Below are 24,935 nucleotides of genomic sequence, written 5' to 3' on the forward strand. Positions count from 1 at the left end.
GTTTTGGGAATGTACTTGATTTTGATGCTATTCTTCAAAATCTTTTTCTCCGTTGCAACCAAAGGAGAATAATTTACCGTTGCCCCAAAACAACCCCTAAATCTTCAACAGTTAATGTTGAAACATGAACTAAGAAAAAAATATAAAAATCTGAGAGCGGCGATTTCTCCGTCAGAAGCATCAGATTTAAGTTTGATTTTAGCCAATCATGTACTTCAAATCCCAGTTTGGGATTTTTTTTATTTCCATACCTTTCTGAGTATAGCCGAGAAAAACGAAATAGATACTTTACCCCTCCTAACCCTATTGCAGGGAAAGGACAAAAACATTGTCGTTCCCAAAATATCCGGGCCAAGTGCATTGGAAAATTATTTGGTTACCGATAATACCTCTTTCAAGAAAAATAGTTGGGGCATTCCAGAGCCCACAGATGGTATTTTGGTGCCCGAGAGCAAAATCGATGTGGTGTTTATTCCCCTTTTGGCCTTTGATATGCACGGGAACCGAGTTGGGTACGGAAAAGGCTTTTACGATACCTTTTTACAAAAATGCCGCAAAGAGACCGTTAAGATCGGCCTTTCTTTTTTTGGGGCAGAAAAGGAGCCCATATCCGATATACATGATAATGATGTGCGATTGGATTACTGCATAACCCCGGAAGAAATCTACACGTTCTGATCGGTAGCCTCTTCGGAAGATGTTGCTGGTTTTTCAACGTTCTTCGGAAATGCCTTTTTGTTGAAGACGATCAAAATACCCACGCCGGTACTGATGGCCGTATCCGCAATGTTAAAAACGGGTTCGAAGAAACGGAACCGTTGTCCGCCTACCGAAGGAACCCAATCGGGCCAAGTGGTATCGATCAACGGAAAATAGAGCATATCCACCACCTTGCCATGAAACAGACTGCCATAAGGTTCATCAGCAAAGAAAGAGGCTACTTGCCCATTGCTGTGGTCAAATATGATCCCGTAAAAAACCGAATCGATGATATTGCCAATGGCTCCTGCAAAAATCAGGGAAACTGCCAAGATCAATGTACGGGGCGACTGTTTTTTAATGATGTCCCACAACCAATAGCCAATGCCAAAAACCGCGAACAAACGAAAAATGGTCAAGAACAATTTTCCTGTAGATTCCGAGATGGGAAGCAAATCGCTCAACTTGGTTCCCCAAGCCGCGCCTTCGTTCTCTATAAATAGAATTTTAAACCAACCCAAAACATCGTGGGATTCACCCAAAATAAAATGGGTCTTGATGTAGACCTTGGAAATTTGGTCCACCAATAAGATCAGGAAAATAAGTAAGAGTGATTTTTTTAGACTCATCTTTCTAGCAAAGCGGTTGCAAAAATATGGATATTATTTGGTTTTCATGAGATGGATATTGCCTTCCACCGACTTCAGTACAAATAGATTATGTCCAAAAGGAATGTTTTGGTCCTCCACTACACCGTAATCGGTTTCCGCTAAAATATCGCCACTGGGCGCATTGAGCCAAATATCTCCCTTTTGGGTAACAACCTCCACGGTTTCCGATACATGGGTCAACGTACATCTGCCATCGGATAGGGTCACGTTCAAATTTTCATATTTGCCTGTTGCATACACATCACAATTGGTACCGAAAACTGCTACACTCTTATAATTTGGCACTTGGATCTCCAATGCAATGGACACCACTTTGTGGGCACTCAGCTTATCGTTTGGATTTATGAAAATCGGTTGAAAATCGGCACTGATCAAGGCTGTGGTGCCGGTTTCTTCAATGGAGACCAAAAGATCTTTGGCATATTCCCCTTCAATACTTGCCGAAACGGTCACTTCGTCCGTTTGTGCTGTTTTCAAATCTATGCGATAACAATATTGGGAATCGATCTGAATAAAATCGATATGGGGATCAATAATCGCTTTTTTGACCAGTTTTTGTCCCCGAACAGTTACGCTGGCAATAACGAACGCTATGCAAACCAATATCCTCATAAACAAAAAACGCCCGAGGGCGTTTTTCTTATTTCTGCATATTCTTTGCCTCAATGCTCAACGTAGCATGCGGAACCAATTTTAAACGCTCTTTGTTGATGAGCTTACCGGTTACACGGCAAATGCCATAGGTTTTGTTCTCTATGCGCATAAGGGCATTCTTAAGATCCCTTATAAATTTCTCCTGACGGATGGCCAACTGGGTGTTCGCCTCTTTGCTCATGGTCTCCGAACCTTCCTCAAAGGCCTTGAATGTGGGCGATGTATCGTCGGTACCATTGTTTCCGTCATTCATATAGGAACTTTTCAAAAGTTCCAAATGACTTTTTGCCTTCTCCATTTTTTCTTCGATCAAGGCCCTGAATTCCTCTAGTTCCTTGTCAGAGTATCTTACTTTTAAATCTTCTGCCATGGTTAATGCTTTTGAATAAACAATTTTGTATTCACTTCGTCGAAGGCAACTGCAACACCTTCATCCAAATTTTCCTCAAAGTTCAGCTCTGCCGTCAAGGTCTCTGTCTTAATATAGTCCTCGTTGCTCAAAATGGCATTTTCCACAAAGCCGTCCTTCAAAATTTTAATATCAATCTTATCGGTCACCTCAAATCCAGATTCCTTTCGAATGTTCTGGATGCGGTTCACCAATTCCCTTGCGATCCCCTCCTTTCTCAGGTTGTCATCTATGGTCACATCCAGGGCAACCGTCAAAGGGCCCGAACTGGCAACCAACCAACCTTCTATGTCTTGGGAGCTGATCTCTACATCGGTTAACTGTAAATTAACGCTTTTATTTTCCAATTGGAGTGTTAATTCTCCTTCTTGTTCCATTTTTTGGATATCCTCCTGTCCCATTTTAGCCACTTCGGCCGCAATGGCTTTCATATCCTTACCAAATTTCGGGCCTAACACCTTAAAATTCGGTTTTATTTGTTTAACCAAGATGCCGGAAGCGTCATCCAACAGTTCAATTTCCTTGACATTTACCTCCGATTTGATCAAGTTGGAAACCGCTTCAATATCGGATTTTTGCTCCTTGTCCAAAACCGGAATCATGATTTTCTGCAAGGGTTGGCGCACTTTGATCTTTTCTTTCTGACGGATGGAAAGCACCAAAGAGGATATCTTCTGGGCCAACTGCATCTTCCGTTCCAGTTTTTCGTTCACCATTGCGGGATCATAGACCGGGAATTCCGCCAAATGGACACTCTCGATACCTTCTTTGTGGGTCACCGCATCCAAATCCTTGTACAACCGGTCCATAAAGAACGGTGCCACTGGGGCCGAAAGCTTTGCCACAGTTACCAAACAAGTATATAGCGTCTGGTAGGCCGAAATCTTGTCCTGCCCATAATCGCCTTTCCAGAAACGTCTCCTGCACAAACGCACATACCAGTTGCTCAGGTTCTCCTGCACAAAATCGGAAATCATGCGGGATGCCCGTGTGGCTTCATAATCGGCATAGGCCTCGTCCACATTCTTGATCAAGGTATGCAGTTCGGACAAGATCCATTGGTCAATTTCAGGTCTGTCCTGCAAGGGTACGTCTGCTTCCGCATACGTAAACTCATCAATATTGGCATACAGTGCCATAAAGGAATAGGTGTTGTAGAGCGTTCCGAAGAACTTGCGCTTCACTTCCACTACCCCCTCGATATCAAATTTAAGGTTGTCCCATGGGTTGGCATTCGAGATCATGTACCAACGGGTGGCATCGGGACCATGTTCCGGCAATACTTCAAAGGGATCTACGGCATTGCCCAATCGCTTGGACATTTTCTTGCCTTCCTTGTCCAAAACCAATCCGTTGGACACTACATTTTCATAGGCGATGCTATCGAACACCATAGTGGCAATGGCATGCAACGTATAGAACCAGCCGCGGGTCTGATCTACCCCCTCTGCAATAAAGTTGGCCGGGAAGGCGATGCCCTCATCGATCAATTCCTTGTTCTCAAAAGGATAGTGCCATTGGGCGTAGGGCATGGAGCCACTATCGAACCACACATCGATCAAGTCGGCCTCCCTTTTCATCGGTTGCCCGGTTGGGGACACCAAGGTGATGGCATCCACAATATTTTTATGTAAATCGATTTTGTCGTAGTTGGTTTCGCTCATGTCGCCCACCACAAAATCAGCAAACACATCTTTGTTCAGGACACCAGCTTCCACTGCCTTGGCCATTTCATTTTTCAACTCTTCCACGGAGCCGATGATCATTTCCTCTTTACCATCCTCGGTTCGCCAGATGGGCAATGGAATACCCCAATACCGGGATCGGGAAAGGTTCCAATCGTTGGCATTGGCCAACCAGTTACCAAAGCGGCCTTCACCGGTTGCCTTAGGTTTCCAATTGATGGTTTGGTTGAGTTCGAACATGCGGTCCTTCACATCGGTCACCTTGATGAACCAGGAGTTCAATGGATAGTACAGTATGGGCTTGTCAGTACGCCAGCAGTTCGGATAACTGTGTACATATTTTTCGACCTTAAAGGCCTTGTTCTCTTCTTTTAGTTTGATGGCAATCTCGACATCTACCGATCTTTCGGGAGCCTCGCCTTCATCATAGTATTCGTTCTTCACATACTTGCCGCCAAACTCCTTCATTTCAGGCCTGAACTTTCCTTGAAGATCTACCAATGGCACCGGGTTGTTGTTCTCGTCCAACACCAACATTGGTGGTACCTCAGGTTCGGCCTGTTTGGCCACCAAGGCATCGTCCGCACCAAAGGTGGGGGCGGTATGCACGATTCCGGTACCGTCTTCCGTGGTCACAAAATCCCCGGAAATAACACGGAATGCATTTTCAGGATTTTGGTAGGGCTGTACATAGTCGATCAATTGCTCGTATCGAATGCCAACCAAATCCTTGCCCACAAAACTGTTCCCTACCAAATAGGGTATTTTTTTGTCGCCTTCTTGAAATGCATTCAGATCGGCTTCGGTTTCCACAGCGATAAACTTGCTGCTGAACTGTTTGCTCACCAAAGCTTTTGCCAATACCACAGTTATTTTCTCAAATGTATATTGGTTGAACGTTTTTACCGTGACGTATTCGATTTTGGGCCCAACCGTCAATGCCGTGTTGGAAGGAAGTGTCCATGGGGTGGTCGTCCACGCCAAAAAGTAGAGTTCCCCTTCTATATCCTTCAAGAAATCAGGCAATGATTCCGGTACGGCCTTGAACTGTGCGGTTACGGTGGTATCTGTAACATCTTGATAGGTTCCGGGTTGGTTGAGCTCGTGGGAGCTTAATCCCGTGCCCGCCTTTGGCGAATACGGTTGAATGGTATATCCTTTATACAGTAGCCCCTTGTCATAGATTTGTTTTAGCAACCACCAAACGGACTCCATATATTTGGGTTTGTAGGTGATGTAGGGGTCGTCCATATCCACCCAATACCCAATTTTTTCGGTCATTTCGTTCCAGACATCCGTGTAGCGCATCACCGCCTTTTTACAAGCGGCATTGTACTCTTCCACAGATATTTTTTTGCCGATGTCCTCCTTGGTGATGCCCAATTCCTTCTCCACACCGATTTCGATGGGCAGTCCGTGGGTATCCCAACCAGCTTTACGTTTTACCTGAAAACCTTTCATGGTCTTGTACCTTGGAAAAATATCCTTGATGGTACGTGCCATAACGTGGTGGATGCCCGGCATTCCATTTGCGGAAGGGGGGCCTTCATAGAACACATAACTTTCCTTGCCCTCCCTGGTGGAAACACTTTTCTCAAAAATATGGTGGTCCTTCCAAAAGCTTAGAACTTCTTCCGATACTTTTGGCAAATCCAATCCCTTATATTCCGCAAACTTCATATCCTACTTCTTCTTCTAGAATTCAAGTTTGCAAAATTATAAATTTAGATGGAATTATGGGCTACCCAACACCGTAAGAATACACATAACCACCTTAACCTAAATATGATACCCTCCCAATGGCTTTTTGGGGCATAAATCGTATCTTTCCACACTATAAACACTAAACCATTTTATGATGAAAAAAGTAATTATTGGGATGATGGCACTTGCCATCTCGACCTCTGTATTGGTTTCTTGCAAAGAAGCTACGGACAAGGCCAAGGAAGCATCCGAAGAAGCCAGTGAAGGCTTGGAACAAGCAGGGAAAGACCTAAAGGAGGCCACAGACGATGCGGTTGACGCCATGAAGGAAGCCGGGGAAGAAGCCAAGGAAATGGGCGAACAAGCTTTGGACAGCCTTAAAAAAGCCGGTGAGGAAACCATGGATGCTGCAAAAAAGGCTGGCGAGGAAATGAAGGAGACGGCCAAAAAAGCCATCGATAGCATCAAAATCTAAAAATTTTATCTCAAACGATATGAAGATGCCCGGCAATCCGGGCATTTTTAATTAAAAAACATAGCCCAAACTCAAGATAAGATTGGTGCCGGGTGCCACAATTCCGGAAGAATAGGTACGATATCGTTGATTGGTAATGTTCTCCAATCCCACACTGGCCTTTAAGGCATTGGTAATTTGGTATTGTGATCTAAAATTCAAGGTGTACCATGATGGGGAATACGGATTTCCATCACTGTCCATGGCATATATATAGTCTTTACTCCGTTCTGAAAGTGCCAAATCCCCACTGCTCACCTCACCGTTGTAATTGAGAAAGAAATCGGCCTTCAATTTTTGATTTTGCCATAACAGGTGCACATCGCCAAATGTTGGGGCCGCATGCCGGGCCGGACTGTCGGTGCCATCGTCGTCTTCCTCAATACCTTCGGTTATGGTTAGGTTCGATGTTAGGGATAAATGCTCGTCCAAGAAGGCCTCTACTCCGAACTCAAAACCGTACACATAGGCCTTGGCCGCATTTTGTATGGCCTGCACATTACTGGGCTCGCCGTTGTATTCGATTTCGTTTTGGCCATTGAAGGTAAAATCTCTTCGAACCAGTGCATCCACTAGATACGTATAGTAGGCTGAGCCTTTCAGCACCACTACATCGTTGAAATTTTTACGAAGGCCCAATTCGCCATTATAGGCGTACTCGGGTTCCAGATCGGGATTGGGCACCACAACGGAACCCGGTTCCGAGTCGAAAATTTTTCCGATATCGTCAATATTTGGCGCTCTAAATCCAGTTGATCCATTGAGGGTCACCTGAAAGTCCGACCATGGAAACCAACTTAGACCCAAACTCCCCGTCAATGCCCCGGTCACAATATCGGCTTCATCAAATGGAAAGGGATAAAAGGTATTTTCAAATTGGGCATCCACCCAAACCTGGCTATAGCGTATGCCCGACAGCAAGGTAACATTGGGCTTTAATTGATACTCCCCATTCACATAGCCTGCCAAAGTCTGCCATGTTGCGCCATCCGGGTAACGGGATGCTGTAGGTTCCACCACATAGGTCTCCAAATTTTTCATACTGCCGAAGGAATGGACTTTGTTGAAGACATACTCCGCGCCGTAGTACAGGTGCAGCGCGCCAATTTTTTTGTTCTCAAAATCCAGGTTTACCGAAAGGGCATCCACCTTTTCGTTGGTGGAGAACAATTCAACGTCCCCAAAGCCACGGTCGTTTCTACTTTCTTCAAAAAACTGATAGGCCGTGGTCAGTTTTACCCCATCGTAAAACATGTTCTTGCCTTTTTTGGTCACTTGGAAATTCCCCATGAACCATTTTTGGGGACCATAGTACCATTCCGCAGACCGCAGGCCGGTTCCATCCCTGTTCGGACGTATCAATCTGTCGTACCTCGCGTAATCCGAAGTCTCTGAATAGTACAAACCCAGATCATAGTTCCATGTGCTGTTGGGCCTGTACGAAAACTTTTGAAGAAAGTTGAACTGGTCATATCCGGAGGTGACTTGTTTTCTGGGGTCATTGTTCGGAACAAGAACATCCGTACCGTTACGTGTAACCACATAGTTGTTCCTTAAATAGGATTCCGGGCCATGTGCTCCCATTTTAAGGTCATCAAAATTATTGTAGGTAAAACTGGTGTAGGAAGCCCAGTTCCGTTTGCCCAAATTAAAGTCGATATGGGCCGTGTTCTCATTGTTTGCCGATGCATACCTCATACTGGCGTTACCCGAGAATGCCAGACTATCGGTATATGAAAAATGAGGGTTCATGGTGTAGAAGCTCATCACCCCCCCAATGGCATCACTACCATAGATCACCGAACCCGGACCAAAGGTAATCTCCGTTTTCTTGATGGTAAAGGGATCGATGGAAATCACATTTTGCAGATTCCCTCCCCTAAAAATGGCATTGTTCATGCGAACTCCATCCACAGAAAGCAATACCCGATTGGTGGCAAAACCACGGATCAAGGGACTACCACCTCCCAGTTGACTTTTTTGAACGAATATCTTGCCACTGTTCTGCAATAGATCCGCGGATGTCTGCGGTGTGGTAAATTCGATTTGTCGGGCCCCGAGTGTTTCTATTTTCTGGGGCACATTTTTTTTCTGCTGTTCCCATTTGGAGACCGACATCACCACTTCTTGCAACTCCTCTGTCTTTAATTGGAGATACAATCGGTTTCCCCTTCGGTTCAATTGTGCTTTGGTGGTAGTATAGGTTTCATAACTGATGTGTTTGAACGTAATCCGCTCATTGTCGGAAAACTGGCCCAGATCACATTTTCCATTGGCATCGGTAATGGTGGATTTAGTTTGATCCCTGTTGAAAACGGCTATGTTGTCCACTGGTTTTCCCGAATCAGAATCCAAGACGGTCACTTCTTGGGCATAGGAAAACAGAGCAAACAAGAAAAGAAAAAGTGTTAAGGTTGGTTTTAGGTTTTGCATTCTAGGTAAACACGGCATTTAATACTGCGAGAGACTTCGGTTCCCTGAATCCGTGCACATGCAAACGGTAATACAGGATAATGGTTTTTAGAAGTTCGCGCCTATTCGACTTCGTTAGTTGTTTCGACGATAATGCATCAAAATTCATGCCCAAAAACAGCTTGAAATTTTTCAGATTCTCGCTCTGAATCAATGGGTTAAGGGAAGGAGATGTACAAAAGCCCCCTTCCTGAAGATCAAAAAAAGGCGCATCTTGGCCATAGGTGTCCGGATAAAAGCCCAAATACTTGGTCAAGTTCAACAAAAACAGGATGTGAAAATTGGGTGCCATGGGATGGGTATCGAACCAATGAAAGGCATATTCCAAGTAATTGAAAAGCCCTGGGTCCTCTTCCTGCTCCTGAAGGCAGTTGCCCAACATTTCAGCCAAAAAAAGTACCACACTGTTCTTGAGTACATCGGTGTGGAGACTTTGGTAGGGCATGGAAACCTTGACTTCCTTAATGGTCTCCAACGTGCCCTTATTTTTATGGACGGCCACCAGTTCCAACTGCATCAAGGGAAGAAAATAGGCGGGTTTCAATTTGCCCTTTTTGGAGGCCAGTACACCTTTCAACAAATAGGATTTCACCCCATCGGACTCCGTAAATGCTCGAACAATAAGACTCGTGTCACCATATTTTAGTGAGGAAAGTACGATTGCCTTTGTTGTTATTTGCATGGGCCAAAAAAGAAGCAGTTACCAAAAGTGTAAAAATAGCCACAACTTTCGGTAACTGCTAAAAATTTATGGAATGCCGCGGGTTATATTACCCCTTGGGCCAACATGGCATCGGCAACCTTTACGAAGCCGGCAATATTTGCACCTTTTACATAGTTGCAGTAGCCATTCTCTTCCTTACCATATTGGATGCAGGAATCATGGATACCTGCCATAATGCCCTTCAAGCGCTCATCTACTTCCTCACGGGTCCAACTGATACGTAGGGAGTTCTGTGACATTTCCAAACCGGAAGTGGCAACACCCCCTGCGTTGGAAGCTTTTCCGGGAGCAAACAATATTTTGGCGTCATGGAATGCATGGATCGCTTCCGGCGTTGATGGCATGTTGGCACCTTCGGCCACTGCAATACAACCATTTTTGATCAATGCAGCCGCATCGTCCCCGTTCAACTCGTTCTGGGTTGCACATGGCAATGCCACATCACAAACCACTTTCCATGGGGTTTCCCCTTTGTGGAAGGTAGCAGAAGGATACTGGTTCACATATTCGGAAATGCGTCCTCTTTTATTGTTCTTCAAATCCATCACAAAGGCCAATTTTTCCTCGTTGATGCCCTCTTTATCATGAATATATCCGCTGGAATCAGAAAGGGTCAATACCTTTCCGCCCAATTGAAGTACTTTTTCAGCAGCGTACTGAGCCACGTTTCCAGAACCGGAAATTACCACGTTCTTTCCTTCAAAAGACTCCCCTTTGGTCTTCAACATGCTATCGGCAAAATAAACGGTACCGTAACCTGTGGCCTCTGGACGGATCAATGATCCACCCCAAGAAAGCCCTTTTCCGGTCAATACCCCGGTGAACTCGTTTCGGATTTTTTTGTACATCCCGAACAAGAACCCGATTTCGCGGGCTCCCACGCCGATGTCACCAGCTGGCACATCGGTGTTTGGTCCGATGTGTCGGCACAATTCGGTCATGAAGGCATGGCAAAAACGCATTACCTCATCGTCGGACTTCCCTTTGGGGTCAAAGTCGGAACCACCTTTACCACCACCCATGGGCAGTGTGGTGAGACTGTTCTTAAATACTTGTTCGAAAGCCAAGAATTTCAATACACTGGCGTTCACGGTAGGGTGGAAACGAAGTCCCCCTTTGTATGGGCCAATGGCAGAGTTCATTTGGATTCGGTAACCACGGTTGACATGGATTTCACCATTATCATCGACCCAGGCCACCCGGAAGGATATCAATCGCTCTGGCTCCACCATGCGCAAAAGGATATTTTTCCCATGATAAATGTCGTGCTGGACAATGTAAGGTATAACGGTTTCCGCTACCTCTTGTACGGCTTGAATGAATTCGGGCTCATGACCATTCCTGGCCTTCACCTCATCCATAAATGCTTTGATTTTGTCTTCCATATACGGAGTAAAATTAGATGTCCCTTTGCACTGGCGCAGGGGCGATTATTAGTAAATTATGAATTAGACGGCAAAATTATACTATTTCAATAATTTAGGTATTTATTTTTTATAAATTTTTCAAAATAGTTCAATCGAGTGCTTGGGCCAAATCGGCTATCAAATCGTCCACATCCTCAATGCCCACACTTAGTCTGATCAGTGCATCCACCACACCTATTTTTTCCCTTTCATTTTTGGGGATACTGGCATGGGTCATACTGGCGGGATGGCCGGCCAAACTTTCCACACCACCCAACGATTCTGCCAGGGTAAATATTTTGAGTTTCTCCACAATTTTTATGGCATCGGTATAATTTCCGCCTTTGGGCACAAAGGAAATCATACCACCATAGCCCTTCATTTGTTTTTTGGCCACTGCATGATTGGGGTGGGATTCAAATCCCGGCCAATATACTTTTTCAATCTTGGGATGGATGTTCAAAAAATGGGCAATGGCCTCCCCGTTTTCACAATGCCGCTGCATGCGCACATGTAAGGTTTTAATACCGCGGAGGGTCAAAAAACTGTCCATGGGCCCACATATGGCACCACTGGCATTTTGTATAAAGTACAATTGATCGGCCAAATCCTTATCGTTCACCACCAAGGCCCCAACAACCAAATCGCTGTGTCCGCCGAGGTATTTGGTGGCCGAATGCATCACAATGTCGGCGCCGAGCTCTAGGGGAAGCTGCAAATAGGGCGATGCGAATGTATTGTCAACCGCCAGCAACAATCCTTTTTGTTTGGTGATTTTGGCAATGGCCGAAATGTCCACAATGTTCATCAACGGATTGGTCGGTGTTTCCAGCCAAACCATTCTAGTAGCATGGGAAATTTCAGTTTCAATGGCCTTTGCATCCTGCATATCCAAAAACCGGAATACAATGCCAAACTTCTCATACACCCTTTTGAACAATCGATAACTTCCTCCATACAGGTCGTTGGTGGCCAAAACCTCGTCACCGGGTTTTAGCAATTTCAGCACAGCATCGATAGCTGCCAAACCACTGGCAAAGGCCAAGCCATGGTTTCCGTTCTCGATACTGGCGAGTGCATTTTCCAAAGCGGTTCGGGTTGGGTTGGCACTCCTCGAATACTCATAACCTCGATGTCCTCCGGGTGTGGTCTGTGCGTAAGTGGATGTTTGGTAGATCGGAGGCATCACGGCACCGTACGCCTTATCGGGGTGTTGTCCTCCATGGATGGTTTTACTATTAAATCTTAAGTCCTTCTTGGCCATAATTGCAAATTCTTACCACAAATGTATCGTTAACTTTCCGCGTAATCAACGAAGTAGTATTTTTGATGACCCTAAAGCCCCATACCATGAAAAAAATTATCGGAGCCCTTTTTGTGTTCGCCCTTGTCGTAAGTTGCGAAAGTGAAAGCAAACTTACCTACGACACCCTTCGTTTGACCGGTGAAAACTGTGCTTCTTGTCCAAACATTACAATCAATGTACCTGAAGTGTTGGACGAATCTTCGGTCGCCAAAGTAATCAATAGGGCGCTTCGTGAGGAAATCATCAGCATTCTTTCATTTAGCGAAGACGAGAGTATTGACAATGTGGACAAGGCAATTGCCTCTTTCACCGAAAGTTATAAGGAATTGAAAGCCAAGTTTCCCGAAGAAACCGTTTGGGAGGCTAAAATTGAAAGCGAAGTAGTGTATGAAGATGTGAATCTCATCACCATACAACTGGAAGCGTATTCATTTACGGGAGGAGCCCACGGCTATGCCTCCACTTCCTTTCTAAATTTTGATAAGCGACAGGGCGCCGAGCTTGAAAATTGGGAACTTTTTAGTGATGAGGCCGGTTTTACCAAGTTTGCCGAAACCAAGTTCCGGATCCAGGAAAAGATACCACAGGACAAGAACATCAATGCCACGGGGTTTATGTTTGAGGGCGATGCCTTCCATTTGGCCCAAAATATAGGATATACCCAAGAAGGCATTCAATTGATCTACAACCAATATGAGGTGGCCTCCTATGCCGACGGTCCTATTGTATTGATATTGCCCTACAACGAAATCAATCTGTACCTAAAAAGAAAAGTGAAGTCTTAACGGTCTCTTTCCAACGCTTTTTTGAGTGCCAAAATGGCCCCAAGGTGCAAACCTTCGTGGAACACATTGAATGCCAGGGCATCCGTTGCGTTTGATAAGCCTATTTTGGGCGTGGTCATGTATTCTTGAAACGTACTGAACCTGCCATGTTCAAAATCCAATTGGATATGTTTCACGGTACTGAACAGATAAGCGTCAATTTTTTCCATTTCGTTTTTGGAAGGCTCCCCATCGGGAAAAGTGCCTTTTTTGTACTTATCGATCAATTCCTTTTCTATGGTAAAATCCCTTCCACTTAAACCATACAGCAATAATTGTGGGGTAACCACCACATGGGCAATGTTCCACCAAATATTGTTGTTGTATCCCTCCGGAATTTTAAAAAGGTCCTCCCGGGGTGTCTTATGTAACACATCGTGCAGGATTTTTCGGTTTTTCAGTAAGATGTCGAATAATTTTTCCATGGAAACAATGGTTAGCTGAAGATAAAACTAGGTTTTAATTTTGAAAAAGGGCTGTTAAATTTCAAGTTTTGACCCCTCCTGTTCAAAAACAACACCTTCGTACAAAGGTGTTGTTTTTGGCTTTTCGCCATGGGTTTTGCTTCATTTTTGATTTCCTTTGTAGCACCATCTTGACAACCATGAAAAAGATTTACCATTTGGGCAGCTGCTCTACCTGCCAACGCATACTTAAGGAATTGGAACCCTTGGATGGCGTACAATTGCAAGAAATTAAATCGGAACCCATCACCCAAGATCAACTGGAACAGATGGAAGTTTTATCCGGGAGTTACGAATCCCTGTTCAGTAAAAGGGCCATGTTATTTCGCCAACGAGGTTTGCATGAAAAACAACTGACCGAGACCGATTATAAAGATTTGATCTTGGAACACTATACCTTTTTGAAACGACCGGTGATCCTAGTGGAGGGTCAAATTTTTGTGGGCAATTCCAAAAAAACGGTACAAGCTGCCAAGGAAGCACTGCATCCATGAGCAGGCGTACCTTGGCCATATTGGCGGCCATTGGTGCCACGACCATTTATGGGATCAACCATACCGTTGCCAAAGGCGTAATGCCCAATTATGTGCAGCCTTTCGGGTTTATTTTACTTCGGGTATCTGGTGCAACCCTTTTGTTTTGGTTGATTTCACTATTCGGTCCCAAGGAAAAAATTGATAAAAAAGATTGGATACGGATAGTTGTTTGTGCCCTGCTTGGCATGGTAATCAATATGCTCTCCTTTTTTAAGGGGCTACAGCTTTCCACTCCGATCAACAGTGCCGTTTTGGTTACCATCACTCCTATTTTTGTGGTGGTGCTATCCGCTTTCTTTCTTAAGGAACGTATTACCTTGAACAAAGGACTTGGCGTGTTTTTGGGTTTTGTAGGGGCCATCGGGTTGATTCTTTTCGGTGCCGAAGTGCGGCAAGATGCGCCGAACATTCCGTTGGGCAATTTTTTGTTCGTGATCAATGCTACGGCCTATGGCGCCTATCTTATTGTAGTAAAAAAATTGATTGAAAAGTACCATCCCTTTACCTTGATGAAATGGTTGTTCACCATTGCATTGATCATCAATCTTCCGATCACGCTGCCCGACGTTTTGGCCATGGATTGGGCCTCTATTCCGCTTTGGGCCTACGGTTCCATTGCCTTTGTGATCATTGGAACCACCTTTCTCACCTATCTGTTCAACGTATTTGCACTTACCCAATTGAAAGCGTCAACCATCGGGGCTTTCATGTACATGCAACCCTTGGTTGGTATCCTGTTCGCCCTTTCAACAGGAAAGGATCATCTCACCATTACCAAGATTGTGGCCACCTTGTTCGTATTAGTGGGAGTTTACTTGGCCAGTAAAAAGCCCAAACCAAAAATTTAAGATTGGGATAATTGCCCAAGTATCGTCAATTCATTTAGGGCATTCGTCAATTTAGAGTTGTAGCAAAATCCTAACCTACTATTTTTAATATATCAACAAGGTGAATCTTCCATAAAAATGGTCATTATTGGCATAATTCTAGGCGTTTCAATTTTTCTGACTTATATAGCCTTATATATAATTTTGAATCGGGCATACAAAATCCATCCTTTAATACATCTTGGTGGATTTTACTTTCTTTTTACAGCAATTGAGAATGCTATTCCAAACATCATTCCCGAAGCTTGGAAAATCAAGCAAATCAACACGCCCTTACAAATGGATGGTTCCATTGGTTTTTTCTTTCGATTGAATCAACCTAAAATGTCTGTTTACGAAATAGGCATGGCTGTTCTACTGGTTTGCTTTACATGTTATTTTATATACAACGTAGGTGTTAAGCAATTTCTTAAAAAAAAGAATCGGTAAAAGAAAAATCCTAAAATCTAATCATTCCAAAGATTATAAGTCTTTTGGTGTTTGTGTAAACTTTCGAGTATCTGCCTTGGTCAATAGTTTAAAATCTGGAGATCGTTCCATGGTATTGAAGGCATCCAAAAACACCTTGGGCAATCCAGTGAGTCTTCGCTCTTTTAGGTCGATCCAAGCCCCCATCATTTCACAACGGGCAAAATTTTTGCCGTTGGCATCGTAAAAATTGTGCAAAAATTCGAAGAACATCCCATCTTCACTCATCCCCACAAACTCCAAGGAAACCTTAACTGGTTTGCCCGGAAAAGCTTCTTTAAAATAGTACACATGCTCATGGAACACCACGGGACCAATATTGTGTTCGGCCATACTTTTTTGGTTAAAGCCCAGTTGACCCAAATAGGCCATTCGTGTATGGCTCATAAAATTGATGTAGGCCGAATTGGCCATATGCCGGTTGGCATCCAAATCGCTCCAACGAATCTCAAAATCTTTTAAAAACATAGTCGGTTATTTTGTTATGCATGCATAATAATTGTAAAAATACCATAGTTTTGAAAACTGTCTCCACCCGGATGGAGAATTGTTCCTATTTTTAAACATAGTTTAACACCACACGTATGAGCCAAAAAGCCGAATTCATCAAAGACCTATCGTTACCCGTTGTTGCAGCACCCATGTTCTTGATTTCCGGACCCCAACTGGTGATCGAATGTTGCAAAAACGGCATCGTGGGCACCTTTCCCGCCCTCAACCAACGCACCAGCGAAGGATTTGAGGAATGGTTGATCGAAATCAAAACGGAACTCGACAAATTTGAGCAGGAAACCGGTAAAAAAGCGGCGCCCTTTGGGGTTAACCTCATAGTGCACCCCACCAATCCAAGGTTGGAGGCCGATGTAAAACTATGCATGAAACACAAAGTGCCCTTGGTGATCACTTCGTTGGGAGCGGTAAGCATGGTTGTGGATGCCATCCATAGTTACGGTGGATTGGTGTTTCACGATATCATCAAAAAAAGGCATGCCGAAAAGGCCGCTGAGGCAGGTGTGGATGGATTGATCTTGGTTTCCGCAGGTGCTGGGGGCCATGGAGGAACCCTGAACCCGATGAGTTTGATCACCGAAGTGAAAAAATTCTTTGACAAGACCATTCTATTATCCGGTTGTATCAGCACGGGTAGGGATGTAGCCTCGGCTTTGCAAATGGGTGCTGACCTGGCGTATATGGGTACCCGGTTCATCAATACAGAAGAAAGCAAGGCACCGGAGGAATACCGGAAGATGATCATAGAAGCCGGAGCCAGCGATGTGGTATACACGGCAGCGATTTCCGGGGTTCATGCCAACTTTTTGGCAGCCAGTTTAAAAGCAGCTGGGGTTACCGAAGAGGACTTGAAGAAAGACACCAAAATCGATTTTGGGAAAGAACTCAACACCGAGGCCAAAGCATGGAAAACAATCTGGTCCGCGGGTCAGGGTGTGACCTCCATTGACAATGTACTACCGGTTGCCGATTTGGTGCAACAACTCAAGGATGAATTCAAAACTGCGGTAACCCAACAGGCCAACCTGCTCAAAACCTATCCCAAAGATTAATCGACCCAATGCCCAAGGTTGCATCACAATACAATCCGCCCCTATTTTTTAAAAATGGCCATTTTGCGACCATTTATTCGGGTATCATCCGTTCGGTGAACGGGGTGGTGCAAAAAAGGGAGCGCTTACCATTGTCCGATGGCGATTTTTTGGATTTGGATTGGAGTGATTCCGTGATTCCCAGCGATAAGTTGGTCATCCTGCTGCATGGTCTTGAAGGTGACGGGCAACGACCATACATTACCGGAAGTGCCAAAATTCTGAATCAAAACGGGTACGATGCGTGTGCTGTAAACTACCGGGGGTGCAGTGGTGAGCCCAATACGAAGTACCGTTCCTACCACTCCGGAGCCACGGAAGATTTGATTGAAGTGATCGAACATATCTTGAACACCCGCGATTACAAGGAACTGTATCTGAAAGGGTTTAGTCTGGGGGGCAATCTTCTTTTAAAATACTTGGGCGAGGGCAACACCATCCCCAAGGAAATGAAAGGGGCCGTAGCGGTTTCCGTTCCTTGCAGTTTGCACAGTTCCTGCGAGCAATTGCTATCTGCAAAAAATGTATTATACGCGCAACGGTTCAAAAAAAACCTATTGGACAAGCTCCGTCAAAAACAGCAAATGTTTCCCGATAAAATTTCGGACGACGACATCAAAAACATCAAAACGCTCAAGGATTTTGATGATGTGTATACCAGCAAGGCCCATCATTTTGACGACGCACTGGACTATTATGAAAAATGCAGTTCCAAACAATTCCTCCCTGGCGTTGCTGTTCCCAGCTTGATCATCAACGCGCTGGATGATTCCTTCCTTGGTCCAGCTTGTTATCCGTATAAGGAAACCAATCAAAACCCCTATCTATACCTCGAAACACCAAAATATGGTGGCCATGTTGGCTTTTGGGGCAAAAACAATATCACCTATACCGAAAAAAAGGCGGTCGATTTTTTCAACACCTTATGAAATGCCCGTTTGAAGGGAGCTTGTGAGGCATAAAACAAAAATCCACGGAATTATTAGATGTCAATTGCCTATCTTAGTAGCTACATTTATAAAATCAAACTTCAATAGAACGATAATGAAAAAAATAGTCCTGTTCTTGGCCCTTGGAGCCTTTGTGGCAAGTTGTGGCGGAAAAAAAGAAGAAAAAAAGGATGGCTTTGAAGTGAGCCGCACCAAAACAGAAGAGAAGAAGGCACAAGAAAGCCAAGAAGTTCCCGTTGATTTGAGCAACAAGGGCGTTGGGCCGATAAAAAATGTTGAATTTGCCGATGATATCGACCAAGCTATGGCCGATCGGGGCAAAGCGAAGTTCGAAACCATTTGTGTGGCCTGCCACATGGTGGACAAACGCATGATCGGACCGGCCATGAAAGGAGTTTATGAACGAAGAAGTCCGGAATGGGTTATGAACATGATCTTGAACCCTGATGGAATGCTTAGGGAAGACCCCATCGCCAAAGCATTGCAACGCGAATATAACGGGGCGGTGATGCTTCAGCAAAACCTAACGGAGGAAGAAGCTAGGGACGTTGCCGAATATCTCCGAACACTATAATATCCAACCCTATTTTTTAAAATGCTGTTGTTTAATTGGTTAAGCAACAGCATTTTTCTATTTTAGGGTAAACCGTTTTCCGATGAAAAAATTACTGCTTTTCCTTTTTGGCCTACTCGCCCTGCCCTTAGTACAAGCACAAACACTTCAAGGTGCTTGGGAAACCACAGAAACTGACGGAAACGGTTTGGTGGTGCAGCATGTGCTCATTTTTACCGATGCCCATTTTGCCCAGGCCATTTTTGAAAAACCTTCCGGGAAATTTTTGGGCACCAAAGGTGGCAGTTACCTGCAAAAGAACGATTCGTTGGAACTCACCTACGAATTTGCCTCTTTCAACGCGGACTTGGTTGGCAGTAACAAATCCGAAGTATTCAAATTACAGGACAATCAACTCGAGCTGGGCAAATTGAAGTGGACCAGACTCGACGATGGCACCCCGGGCGACCTTCATGGTGCTTGGCTGATTTCGGGCCGTAAACGCGATGGTGAAATCGTGAAACGCGATACCTCAGGTCCGCGCAAAACCATGAAAATACTTTCGGGCACCCGCTTTCAGTGGATTGCCTTCAATACGGAAACCGCCGAATTTTTGGGCACAGGCGGCGGCACCTACACCACCATCGACGGAAAATATACCGAGAACATCGGCTTTTTCTCTAGGGACGATTCTCGGGTAGGCGCCAGTTTGGAATTCAATTATGAACTTATCGATGGGGATTGGCACCATTCCGGATTGAGCAGCAAGGGCGACCCCATTTACGAAGTTTGGAGCAAGCGGACCCTGTAACCCACTCTTTTTCATTTATTAACGTACAAGTTCGGCCGAATAAAGCTAATTTTTTAGTACTTTTCTGTCACATTATCCATTAATTCCGTACAATGAAAACGGCCGTTTTTCTATTTGCCAGTACCATGGTATTGGTAGTATCCTGTAATTCCTCCACATCGCCCACAGAACAGCTTTATGGGGTTACTTGGGAACTGGAGTATATGTCCGGTCCCCGTATTGCCTTCGATGGCCTGTTCCCCAACAAAAAACCACAGCTCACTTTCGAGAAAAACGAAAACAGGGTGGCTGGCACCGACAGTTGCAATGGCTATTCCGCGGATTACACTTTGGAAGGCAATTCCATCTCCTTTGGGGAACCGGGTCCAACGACCATGATGTTCTGCGGTGGCAGCGAGCGACAGTTCCTTCAACTCATGAAAAAAATTGATGGCCTCTCCTTTGAAGAAGGCAAACTCAACCTGCTGATCGGAGATATTCCCATGATGCGATTTAAAAAAGTAGCGCCATGAAAAAAGTAGCCTTTTTAGTTTTGAGCCTGTTCCTGTTCACCAATTGTGTGGAAAAAAAGAAAACAGAACCGGTAGAGCCGGAACCAACCAACGAAGTATCAAAAGATTCCGTTGAAACCCGAAAAATGGAGCCGATTGCCGTGGAAACCGACGGCAGTTATTTCAAGGCTACGGGTACCGAACCGTTTTGGGGCTTAAAAATCTATGACAACAAGGTGGAGCTCCAGACCATGAGCGATACCCTATTTACGCCATCTTCGGAACCTATTTTGGCCCAGGATGCCAACCTAAAAATGTTCCGGATCCAAACGGAAGCCACTTCCATGGACATCATCATTGCCCACAAGGAGTGTACCAATGCCATGTCGGGTCAAGTATCGCCCTACACGGTTACCGTTGCCTACAAAGCCACTGGAGATGATGGGGAAGCCCAAGCCTTGGAAGGCTGCGGCACGTACATTACCGATTACCGATTGCATGACATTTGGGTGTTGGAGACCCTAAAGGGAACCCAAGTATCCAAAGACGATTTTAACGGCAACGATATGCCAAACATGGAAATCAATATTAACAGTAATCGCTTTTCTGGATTTTCGGGATGCAACCGGATGACGGGCAGTCTTTTCTTTGAAAAAGACCTGTTGCGATTTTCCCAGGTGGCCTCCACGCGAATGGCCTGCCCCAACATGGAAAAAGAATCCGAGTTTTTGAACGCCCTACAAAGTTCCACGGCCTACAAAGTGGAAAACAACAGACTGTATCTGTCCAATGGTGATGAAAGCGACCTGCTCACCTTTAAAAAAATAGACTGACCATGAAAAAAACCATAATCACCCTCTGTTTGGCCTTGCTTGTTTTGGGCTGCAAGAACAAGGAAAAAGAAAACGTTGAAGAGCACACGGGCATTGAGACAGTCGAAGTACCGGTGTACAACTTGGAAGTGGGTTGTTATGCCTATGAAGGCAACGGCGACCGAGTGCTTTTGGAAATTACCGAGATCAACAACTCCGTATTGGGCAATCTGAGCTACAATTTGGCCGAAAAAGATGCCAATTCCGGTACGTTCGCGGGGATGCTCCAAGACAGTATCCTGATCGGCAAATACACCTTTATGTCCGAAGGGACGGATGGCAACACCCGTGAAGTCGCTTTTTTATGGAAAAACGGGCAATTGCTCGAAGGCTTTGGCGAATTGGATGCAACGGGCACTTCCTTTAAAGACAAGAATACTTTAAAATTTACTTCGAACATGCCGCTATCCAAAACGGAGTGCGACCTGTGAAAACGAATGGGTTAAACGGTACTACAAAATAGAAGACAACATAAATCCTCAATTTTATTCCTATTTTGGGTGTAGAGAGATGTATTGTATGTTTCTTTAAACAAGTTGGCAAACATTAAAAACAATTGCGAAAAATATGAAAAATTGGAACTTTAAATTAAAAAAACGACCAAAAGAAGTTATTGAAAAACTAACAACTGAACTTAACTTTATTGGAGGATTTTCATTTAATAACAAAAACACTAATACTTTTAGTTTCCGTAAGAGGATTCTGTACCCTTGGTATTATGCATTCCAAAATTGGACTGTTGTTTATGGCGAATTAGAAGAAAATACAGTTGAAAACAGTACAGAAGTTAAAATTTCTTTCAAACAGCACTTTTTAATAATATTAATAATATTTACTCATCTTATTCTTGGATTGGGACTTATTCTTGGACTATTCCTAGCGACAAACAATCAACCTCTAACTTATATTTTAGGTGGACTAGTTATCGCTTTCGGAATAATTATTTGGATTATGGCAACTATAAAATTTAAAAACGATTCTGAAAAATACAAAGTTCTAATAACCAATACACTCAGAATTTAAAAAATAACAATTTGCCAACAATGTGTATAGTGTATAAGGGTTTCAGAGGATTTCGAGCATTTGTTGCTCGTAAAAAAAGTTAGTGTAACTTGATAGGAAATCGGTTCGTAATCGCGCACGACACCTATCACTAACCGTTGTGTTGCATTAAAAAAAATGGAAGAAAAAATAGGAGCATATAAATCACCAGGAAAAGCTCACGGTTTTGACTTCATTTTTGAAGGAGAAATCAGATTCGGACCGAATTACTATAAATTGAAGTTGGACGGGGAGTTGATCAACAATAGAATTTTTGGATTTGAATTTAAATGGCATCCTGAATCAAAGTATTTAGCACTTCAAGAGTGGCTGACAACTGACTATCAAAAAGGACCGATTACAGCTTTAACTATAGTTGACTTGAAAACAAGAAAGTTTGCCAAAATCTCAAAAGCTGAAAAAGGATTTATAAAGCCACCGAAATTTGAGAACGAACTGATAATCTTTGAGAAAGAGTATTTGGCTTCCCAAAACTGGGAAAAAGAATAAAAACAACACAACAATAACTACAAACAATTGCCTGACTGTCGGCAGCAAAATTCTCGCCATTTTTAGACTGCTCTCAGAACAGGCTTCTAAAAATCCTCGCGGATTTTCAGTTTGGAAAATCCCCTAATAGCATACCTTTGTTATCTATGAAAAGACCGAACTTGCACACCCTAGCCCAAATCTTTCTCCTATTCACCATGCTATCTGTTAACGCTCAACACATGGAAATCCCGTATAAAGAAATACCCCAACAACCCGAAAATTATGGACCGGGCAATGTGGTTGCCCGAATGATCGATGGCTTGGGCTATCGGTTGTATTGGGCCACCGAAGGATTGACCGACACCGATTTGGCCTTTAAACCTTCAGCAGAGGGTCGCTCCATTTTGGAAACCATGGAACACATCCACACCATGTCACACAACATCCTGCTCGCTCCGGATGCCCAACCCTATGTGATCGGAGCGGAAACCCCAACCTATTCCTTTGAAGAATTACGGACAAGAACCCTGAAAAATCTGCAAGCTGCCAGTGCAAAGTTCCGCGGCGCATCTGCCGAGGATATGGAAAACTTTAAGGTGATTTTTCAACGGGGAGATCAACAATCCGAGTTTGCGCTCTGGAACCTGCTCAATGGGCAGCTATCCGATTGCTTGTACCACACTGGGCAGATCGTACTCATGCGCAGGGCCAGCGGTAATCCGCAAAATCCCAACGTGAATCCGTTTATCGGCAAGACCAAGGATAACTGACCCACTTTGTAACAATACTTCCTATTTCTATACCTATAAAAAAAGAAAGTATTATGGGTTCCGCCAGTCAACCAATGTTAGTGGTTAAAGCCAATCGCGCCTTGTTGCGGAAACGACGTAGTTTTAAAGAAATACGTGAGGCTTACGAAGGTTATTTGGGTGACTCGGAACTTAAGTTCAAAGAACTAACTCCGTTTGAGCAAAAGAAAATTCGCGACAAAATTATTGAGCAGGCAAAAAAGGACAGAATTGAAAAAGCGCAACATTATTTGATTGCCCTATTTCTTGTCGTTTTCTTGGGTTTGGGTATTTACTACATCATTTCCGGATGAAATAACGTTTAATCAATTTTATCCACGACTACTTTATACGTTGGATCTTCCAAAAGATTTACTTCAATAATATCGTCGGCATTCGCTAAAAGGCGTTGGCAATCCTTACTCAAGTGTTTCAAGTGCAATTTTTTGCCCACTTTGCGATAGCGCTCCGTAATCTTGTTTACGGCTTCAATGGCGGACATGTCCACCAAACGGCTTTCGGCAAAATCAATGATCACCTCATCCGGGTCGTTCAGCACATCAAACTTTTCAGCAAAAAGGGTGGTACTTCCAAAAAACAAGGGGCCATATATCTCATAGTGCTTCACCCCATGTTCATCGGTATATTTTCTGGCTCGAATGCGTTTGGCGTTGTCCCACGCAAATACCAATGCGGAAATGATCACGCCCACCAAAACGGCCAAGGCCAAATTGTGCAGGAACACCGTCACCAAAGTAACCAGTACCATGACCAATACATCGGATTTCGGCATTCGTCTAAAGGTTTTCAAACTGGCCCATTCAAAGGTGCCCAATGCCACCATGATCATCAAACCGGTCAAGGCCGCCATGGGTACCTTTTCAATCAAGTTGGAGCCGAACATAATGAAGACCAACAACATTAAAGCGGCCACAATCCCGGAAAGTCGGGCCCTTGCACCGTTGGAAGTGTTGATCAAACTTTGGCCGATCATGGCGCAACCGCCCATCCCGGAGAAAAATCCAGAAAGGATATTGGCCGTACCTTGAGCCACGGCCTCTTTATTGCCGCGCCCTCTGGTTTCCGTGATTTCATCCACAATATTCAGGGTCAAAAGGCTTTCGATCAAGCCAACCCCGGCCACAATGGCCGCAAACGGAAATATAATCTGTAAGGTTTCCCAAGTAAAGGGCAAATCAGGAATATGAAAAGGAGGAAATGTCCCTTGAATGGAAGCGATATCGCCAATGGTACGGGTATCCAATCCCAAGAAAAACACAATCCCAAAAACCACCAAAATAGCCGCTAGCGAAGCGGGAACCACTTTTGTCAATCGGGGCAATCCCCAAATGATCAGCATGGTCAACACTACCAAGCCCATAAAGATGAACATGGTGCTGCCTGAAAGCCATTCCCCATCCACCGTTTTAAACTGATCTAGCTGCGACATAAAAATGATGATCGCTAGTCCATTCACAAATCCGAAGATAACAGGGTGTGGCACCAAACGCATCAATTTTCCCAATCGGAGCACCCCGGCCAGCAACTGCAGAATTCCGGCTAGGACCACTGTGGCAAACACATATTCCACACCATATTGCTGGGCCAAACTTACAATGACGACCGCCACGGCACCAGTTGCACCGGAAATCATTCCGGGTCTACCCCCCAATATGGAAGTGACCAACCCCATCACAAAGGCAGCATACAATCCCGTTAAAGGCGAAAGTCCGGCAATGAAAGCAAAAGCGATGGCTTCGGGCACCAAGGCCAAGGCCACGGTGAGTCCCGATAAAATCTCGGTACGATAGTTTACTTTTTGGGAAAAATCGAAAAGGTTAAGGTACTTTTTCATGGCTTCTTTCTTGAAGCGCGCAAAAATACCACTATAAAACAGAAGACCCTAATGGGCC

27 protein-coding genes are annotated in these 24,935 nt (G+C 44.3%); 16 read left to right on the plus strand and 11 right to left on the minus strand.

Going from position 1 to position 24,935, the window contains the following annotated elements; all coding sequences use genetic code 11:
- The first annotated feature begins 114 nt into the window (after positions 1–114).
- Entirely contained in the window at positions 115–678 is a 564-nt protein-coding gene (locus EO131_RS02870) for a 5-formyltetrahydrofolate cyclo-ligase (RefSeq protein ID WP_127018833.1), read from the plus strand.
- On the opposite strand, the gene EO131_RS02875 is transcribed toward EO131_RS02870, so the two are convergent.
- The 4 genes from EO131_RS02875 to ileS are packed head-to-tail and all read right to left on the minus strand — an operon-like array spanning position 666 to position 5,798.
- A complete protein-coding gene (locus EO131_RS02875) occupies positions 666–1,328 on the minus strand; it encodes a lipoprotein signal peptidase (RefSeq protein ID WP_127018834.1) in 663 nt (220 codons plus the stop codon). The genes EO131_RS02870 and EO131_RS02875 overlap by 13 nt on opposite strands.
- A 33-nt stretch (positions 1,329–1,361) precedes the next feature.
- Entirely contained in the window at positions 1,362–1,982 is a 621-nt protein-coding gene (locus EO131_RS02880; protein ID WP_127018835.1) for a hypothetical protein, read from the minus strand.
- Between the two features lie 28 nt (positions 1,983–2,010).
- Positions 2,011–2,394, minus strand: coding sequence for a TraR/DksA family transcriptional regulator (locus EO131_RS02885; protein ID WP_127018836.1), 384 nt, complete (start codon positions 2,392–2,394; stop codon positions 2,011–2,013).
- Between the two features lie 2 nt (positions 2,395–2,396).
- The gene (ileS, locus tag EO131_RS02890) at positions 2,397–5,798 is read right to left on the minus strand and encodes an isoleucine--tRNA ligase (protein WP_127018837.1); all 3,402 of its coding nucleotides are present in this window, start codon (positions 5,796–5,798) and stop codon (positions 2,397–2,399) included.
- Positions 5,799–5,976: 178 nt separating this feature from the next.
- Between ileS and EO131_RS02895 the strand changes: the two genes are divergently transcribed.
- On the plus strand, positions 5,977–6,297 hold the full coding sequence (locus tag EO131_RS02895) for a DUF4175 domain-containing protein (RefSeq protein ID WP_164731595.1): 321 nt from the start codon (positions 5,977–5,979) through the stop codon (positions 6,295–6,297).
- A 51-nt stretch (positions 6,298–6,348) separates the two neighbouring features.
- Here the strand turns inward: EO131_RS02895 and EO131_RS02900 are convergent, their stop codons facing one another.
- The 4 genes from EO131_RS02900 to EO131_RS02915 form a co-directional block, all read right to left on the minus strand.
- Complete coding sequence (locus EO131_RS02900) at positions 6,349–8,769, minus strand: TonB-dependent receptor (RefSeq protein WP_127018839.1); 2,421 nt, start codon at positions 8,767–8,769, stop codon at positions 6,349–6,351.
- A gap of 1 nt (position 8,770) precedes the next feature.
- Positions 8,771–9,490, minus strand: coding sequence for a DNA repair protein RecO (recO, locus tag EO131_RS02905; protein WP_127018840.1), 720 nt, complete (start codon positions 9,488–9,490; stop codon positions 8,771–8,773).
- Positions 9,491–9,573: 83 nt separating this feature from the next.
- Positions 9,574–10,917 (minus strand): NADP-specific glutamate dehydrogenase, encoded by a 1,344-nt coding sequence (gdhA, locus tag EO131_RS02910; protein ID WP_127018841.1) that lies wholly within the window; start codon positions 10,915–10,917, stop codon positions 9,574–9,576.
- Positions 10,918–11,047: 130 nt separating this feature from the next.
- Positions 11,048–12,202: a cystathionine gamma-synthase gene (locus EO131_RS02915; protein WP_127018842.1), complete on the minus strand. Its 1,155-nt coding sequence runs from the start codon at positions 12,200–12,202 to the stop codon at positions 11,048–11,050.
- 86 nt (positions 12,203–12,288) lie between these two features.
- Here EO131_RS02915 and EO131_RS02920 point away from each other — a divergent pair, with 86 nt between their 5' ends.
- A complete protein-coding gene (locus EO131_RS02920; protein ID WP_127018843.1) occupies positions 12,289–13,029 on the plus strand; it encodes a DUF3298 and DUF4163 domain-containing protein in 741 nt (246 codons plus the stop codon).
- Here EO131_RS02920 and EO131_RS02925 read toward each other — a convergent pair.
- The gene (locus tag EO131_RS02925) at positions 13,026–13,493 is read right to left on the minus strand and encodes a DinB family protein (RefSeq protein WP_127018844.1); all 468 of its coding nucleotides are present in this window, start codon (positions 13,491–13,493) and stop codon (positions 13,026–13,028) included. The two genes, EO131_RS02920 and EO131_RS02925, sit on opposite strands and share 4 nt — an antisense overlap.
- Before the next feature lie 179 nt (positions 13,494–13,672).
- Between EO131_RS02925 and EO131_RS02930 the strand changes: the two genes are divergently transcribed.
- Both EO131_RS02930 and EO131_RS02935 read left to right on the plus strand, forming a co-directional pair.
- Positions 13,673–14,026 carry an arsenate reductase family protein gene (locus EO131_RS02930; RefSeq protein WP_127018845.1) on the plus strand — a complete coding sequence of 118 codons (354 nt, stop codon included), beginning with the start codon at positions 13,673–13,675 and terminating at the stop codon, positions 14,024–14,026.
- Positions 14,023–14,916, plus strand: coding sequence for a DMT family transporter (locus EO131_RS02935; protein WP_127018846.1), 894 nt, complete (start codon positions 14,023–14,025; stop codon positions 14,914–14,916). The genes EO131_RS02930 and EO131_RS02935 overlap by 4 nt, the downstream gene beginning before the upstream one ends.
- Before the next feature lie 501 nt (positions 14,917–15,417).
- On the opposite strand, the gene EO131_RS02940 is transcribed toward EO131_RS02935, so the two are convergent.
- Positions 15,418–15,891: an acyl-CoA thioesterase gene (locus EO131_RS02940; RefSeq protein WP_127018847.1), complete on the minus strand. Its 474-nt coding sequence runs from the start codon at positions 15,889–15,891 to the stop codon at positions 15,418–15,420.
- 116 nt (positions 15,892–16,007) lie between these two features.
- Here EO131_RS02940 and EO131_RS02945 point away from each other — a divergent pair, with 116 nt between their 5' ends.
- The 11 genes from EO131_RS02945 to EO131_RS02995 all read left to right on the plus strand — a co-directional run bounded on the left by EO131_RS02945 (position 16,008) and on the right by EO131_RS02995 (position 23,336).
- Positions 16,008–16,985, plus strand: a complete 978-nt coding sequence (locus EO131_RS02945; protein ID WP_127018848.1) for an NAD(P)H-dependent flavin oxidoreductase — start codon at positions 16,008–16,010, stop codon at positions 16,983–16,985.
- A gap of 8 nt (positions 16,986–16,993) precedes the next feature.
- On the plus strand, positions 16,994–17,953 hold the full coding sequence (locus EO131_RS02950; RefSeq protein ID WP_127018849.1) for a YheT family hydrolase: 960 nt from the start codon (positions 16,994–16,996) through the stop codon (positions 17,951–17,953).
- Between the two features lie 115 nt (positions 17,954–18,068).
- Entirely contained in the window at positions 18,069–18,548 is a 480-nt protein-coding gene (locus tag EO131_RS02955) for a c-type cytochrome (protein WP_127018850.1), read from the plus strand.
- A gap of 82 nt (positions 18,549–18,630) precedes the next feature.
- Positions 18,631–19,338 (plus strand): membrane or secreted protein, encoded by a 708-nt coding sequence (locus tag EO131_RS02960; RefSeq protein WP_127018851.1) that lies wholly within the window; start codon positions 18,631–18,633, stop codon positions 19,336–19,338.
- Between the two features lie 92 nt (positions 19,339–19,430).
- Complete coding sequence (locus EO131_RS02965) at positions 19,431–19,850, plus strand: META domain-containing protein (protein ID WP_127018852.1); 420 nt, start codon at positions 19,431–19,433, stop codon at positions 19,848–19,850.
- On the plus strand, positions 19,847–20,662 hold the full coding sequence (locus EO131_RS02970; RefSeq protein WP_127018853.1) for an META domain-containing protein: 816 nt from the start codon (positions 19,847–19,849) through the stop codon (positions 20,660–20,662). Before EO131_RS02965 ends, EO131_RS02970 begins: the two co-directional genes overlap by 4 nt.
- Positions 20,663–20,664: 2 nt before the next feature.
- On the plus strand, positions 20,665–21,132 hold the full coding sequence (locus EO131_RS02975) for a hypothetical protein (RefSeq protein WP_127018854.1): 468 nt from the start codon (positions 20,665–20,667) through the stop codon (positions 21,130–21,132).
- 136 nt (positions 21,133–21,268) lie between these two features.
- Positions 21,269–21,724: a DUF423 domain-containing protein gene (locus tag EO131_RS02980; protein ID WP_127018855.1), complete on the plus strand. Its 456-nt coding sequence runs from the start codon at positions 21,269–21,271 to the stop codon at positions 21,722–21,724.
- 156 nt (positions 21,725–21,880) lie between these two features.
- Entirely contained in the window at positions 21,881–22,252 is a 372-nt protein-coding gene (locus EO131_RS02985; RefSeq protein WP_127018856.1) for a hypothetical protein, read from the plus strand.
- A 221-nt stretch (positions 22,253–22,473) separates the two neighbouring features.
- Positions 22,474–23,004, plus strand: a complete 531-nt coding sequence (locus EO131_RS02990) for a DinB family protein (protein ID WP_164731596.1) — start codon at positions 22,474–22,476, stop codon at positions 23,002–23,004.
- Positions 23,005–23,078: 74 nt separating this feature from the next.
- Positions 23,079–23,336: a hypothetical protein gene (locus tag EO131_RS02995; RefSeq protein ID WP_127018858.1), complete on the plus strand. Its 258-nt coding sequence runs from the start codon at positions 23,079–23,081 to the stop codon at positions 23,334–23,336.
- An 8-nt stretch (positions 23,337–23,344) separates the two neighbouring features.
- Here EO131_RS02995 and EO131_RS03000 read toward each other — a convergent pair whose 3' ends face one another.
- Positions 23,345–24,877: a SulP family inorganic anion transporter gene (locus EO131_RS03000; RefSeq protein WP_127018859.1), complete on the minus strand. Its 1,533-nt coding sequence runs from the start codon at positions 24,875–24,877 to the stop codon at positions 23,345–23,347.
- Positions 24,878–24,935: the final 58 nt, after the last annotated feature.

The sequence above is a fragment of the Flagellimonas beolgyonensis genome (assembly GCF_003992615.1).
Taxonomy (GTDB): domain Bacteria; phylum Bacteroidota; class Bacteroidia; order Flavobacteriales; family Flavobacteriaceae; genus Flagellimonas; species Flagellimonas beolgyonensis.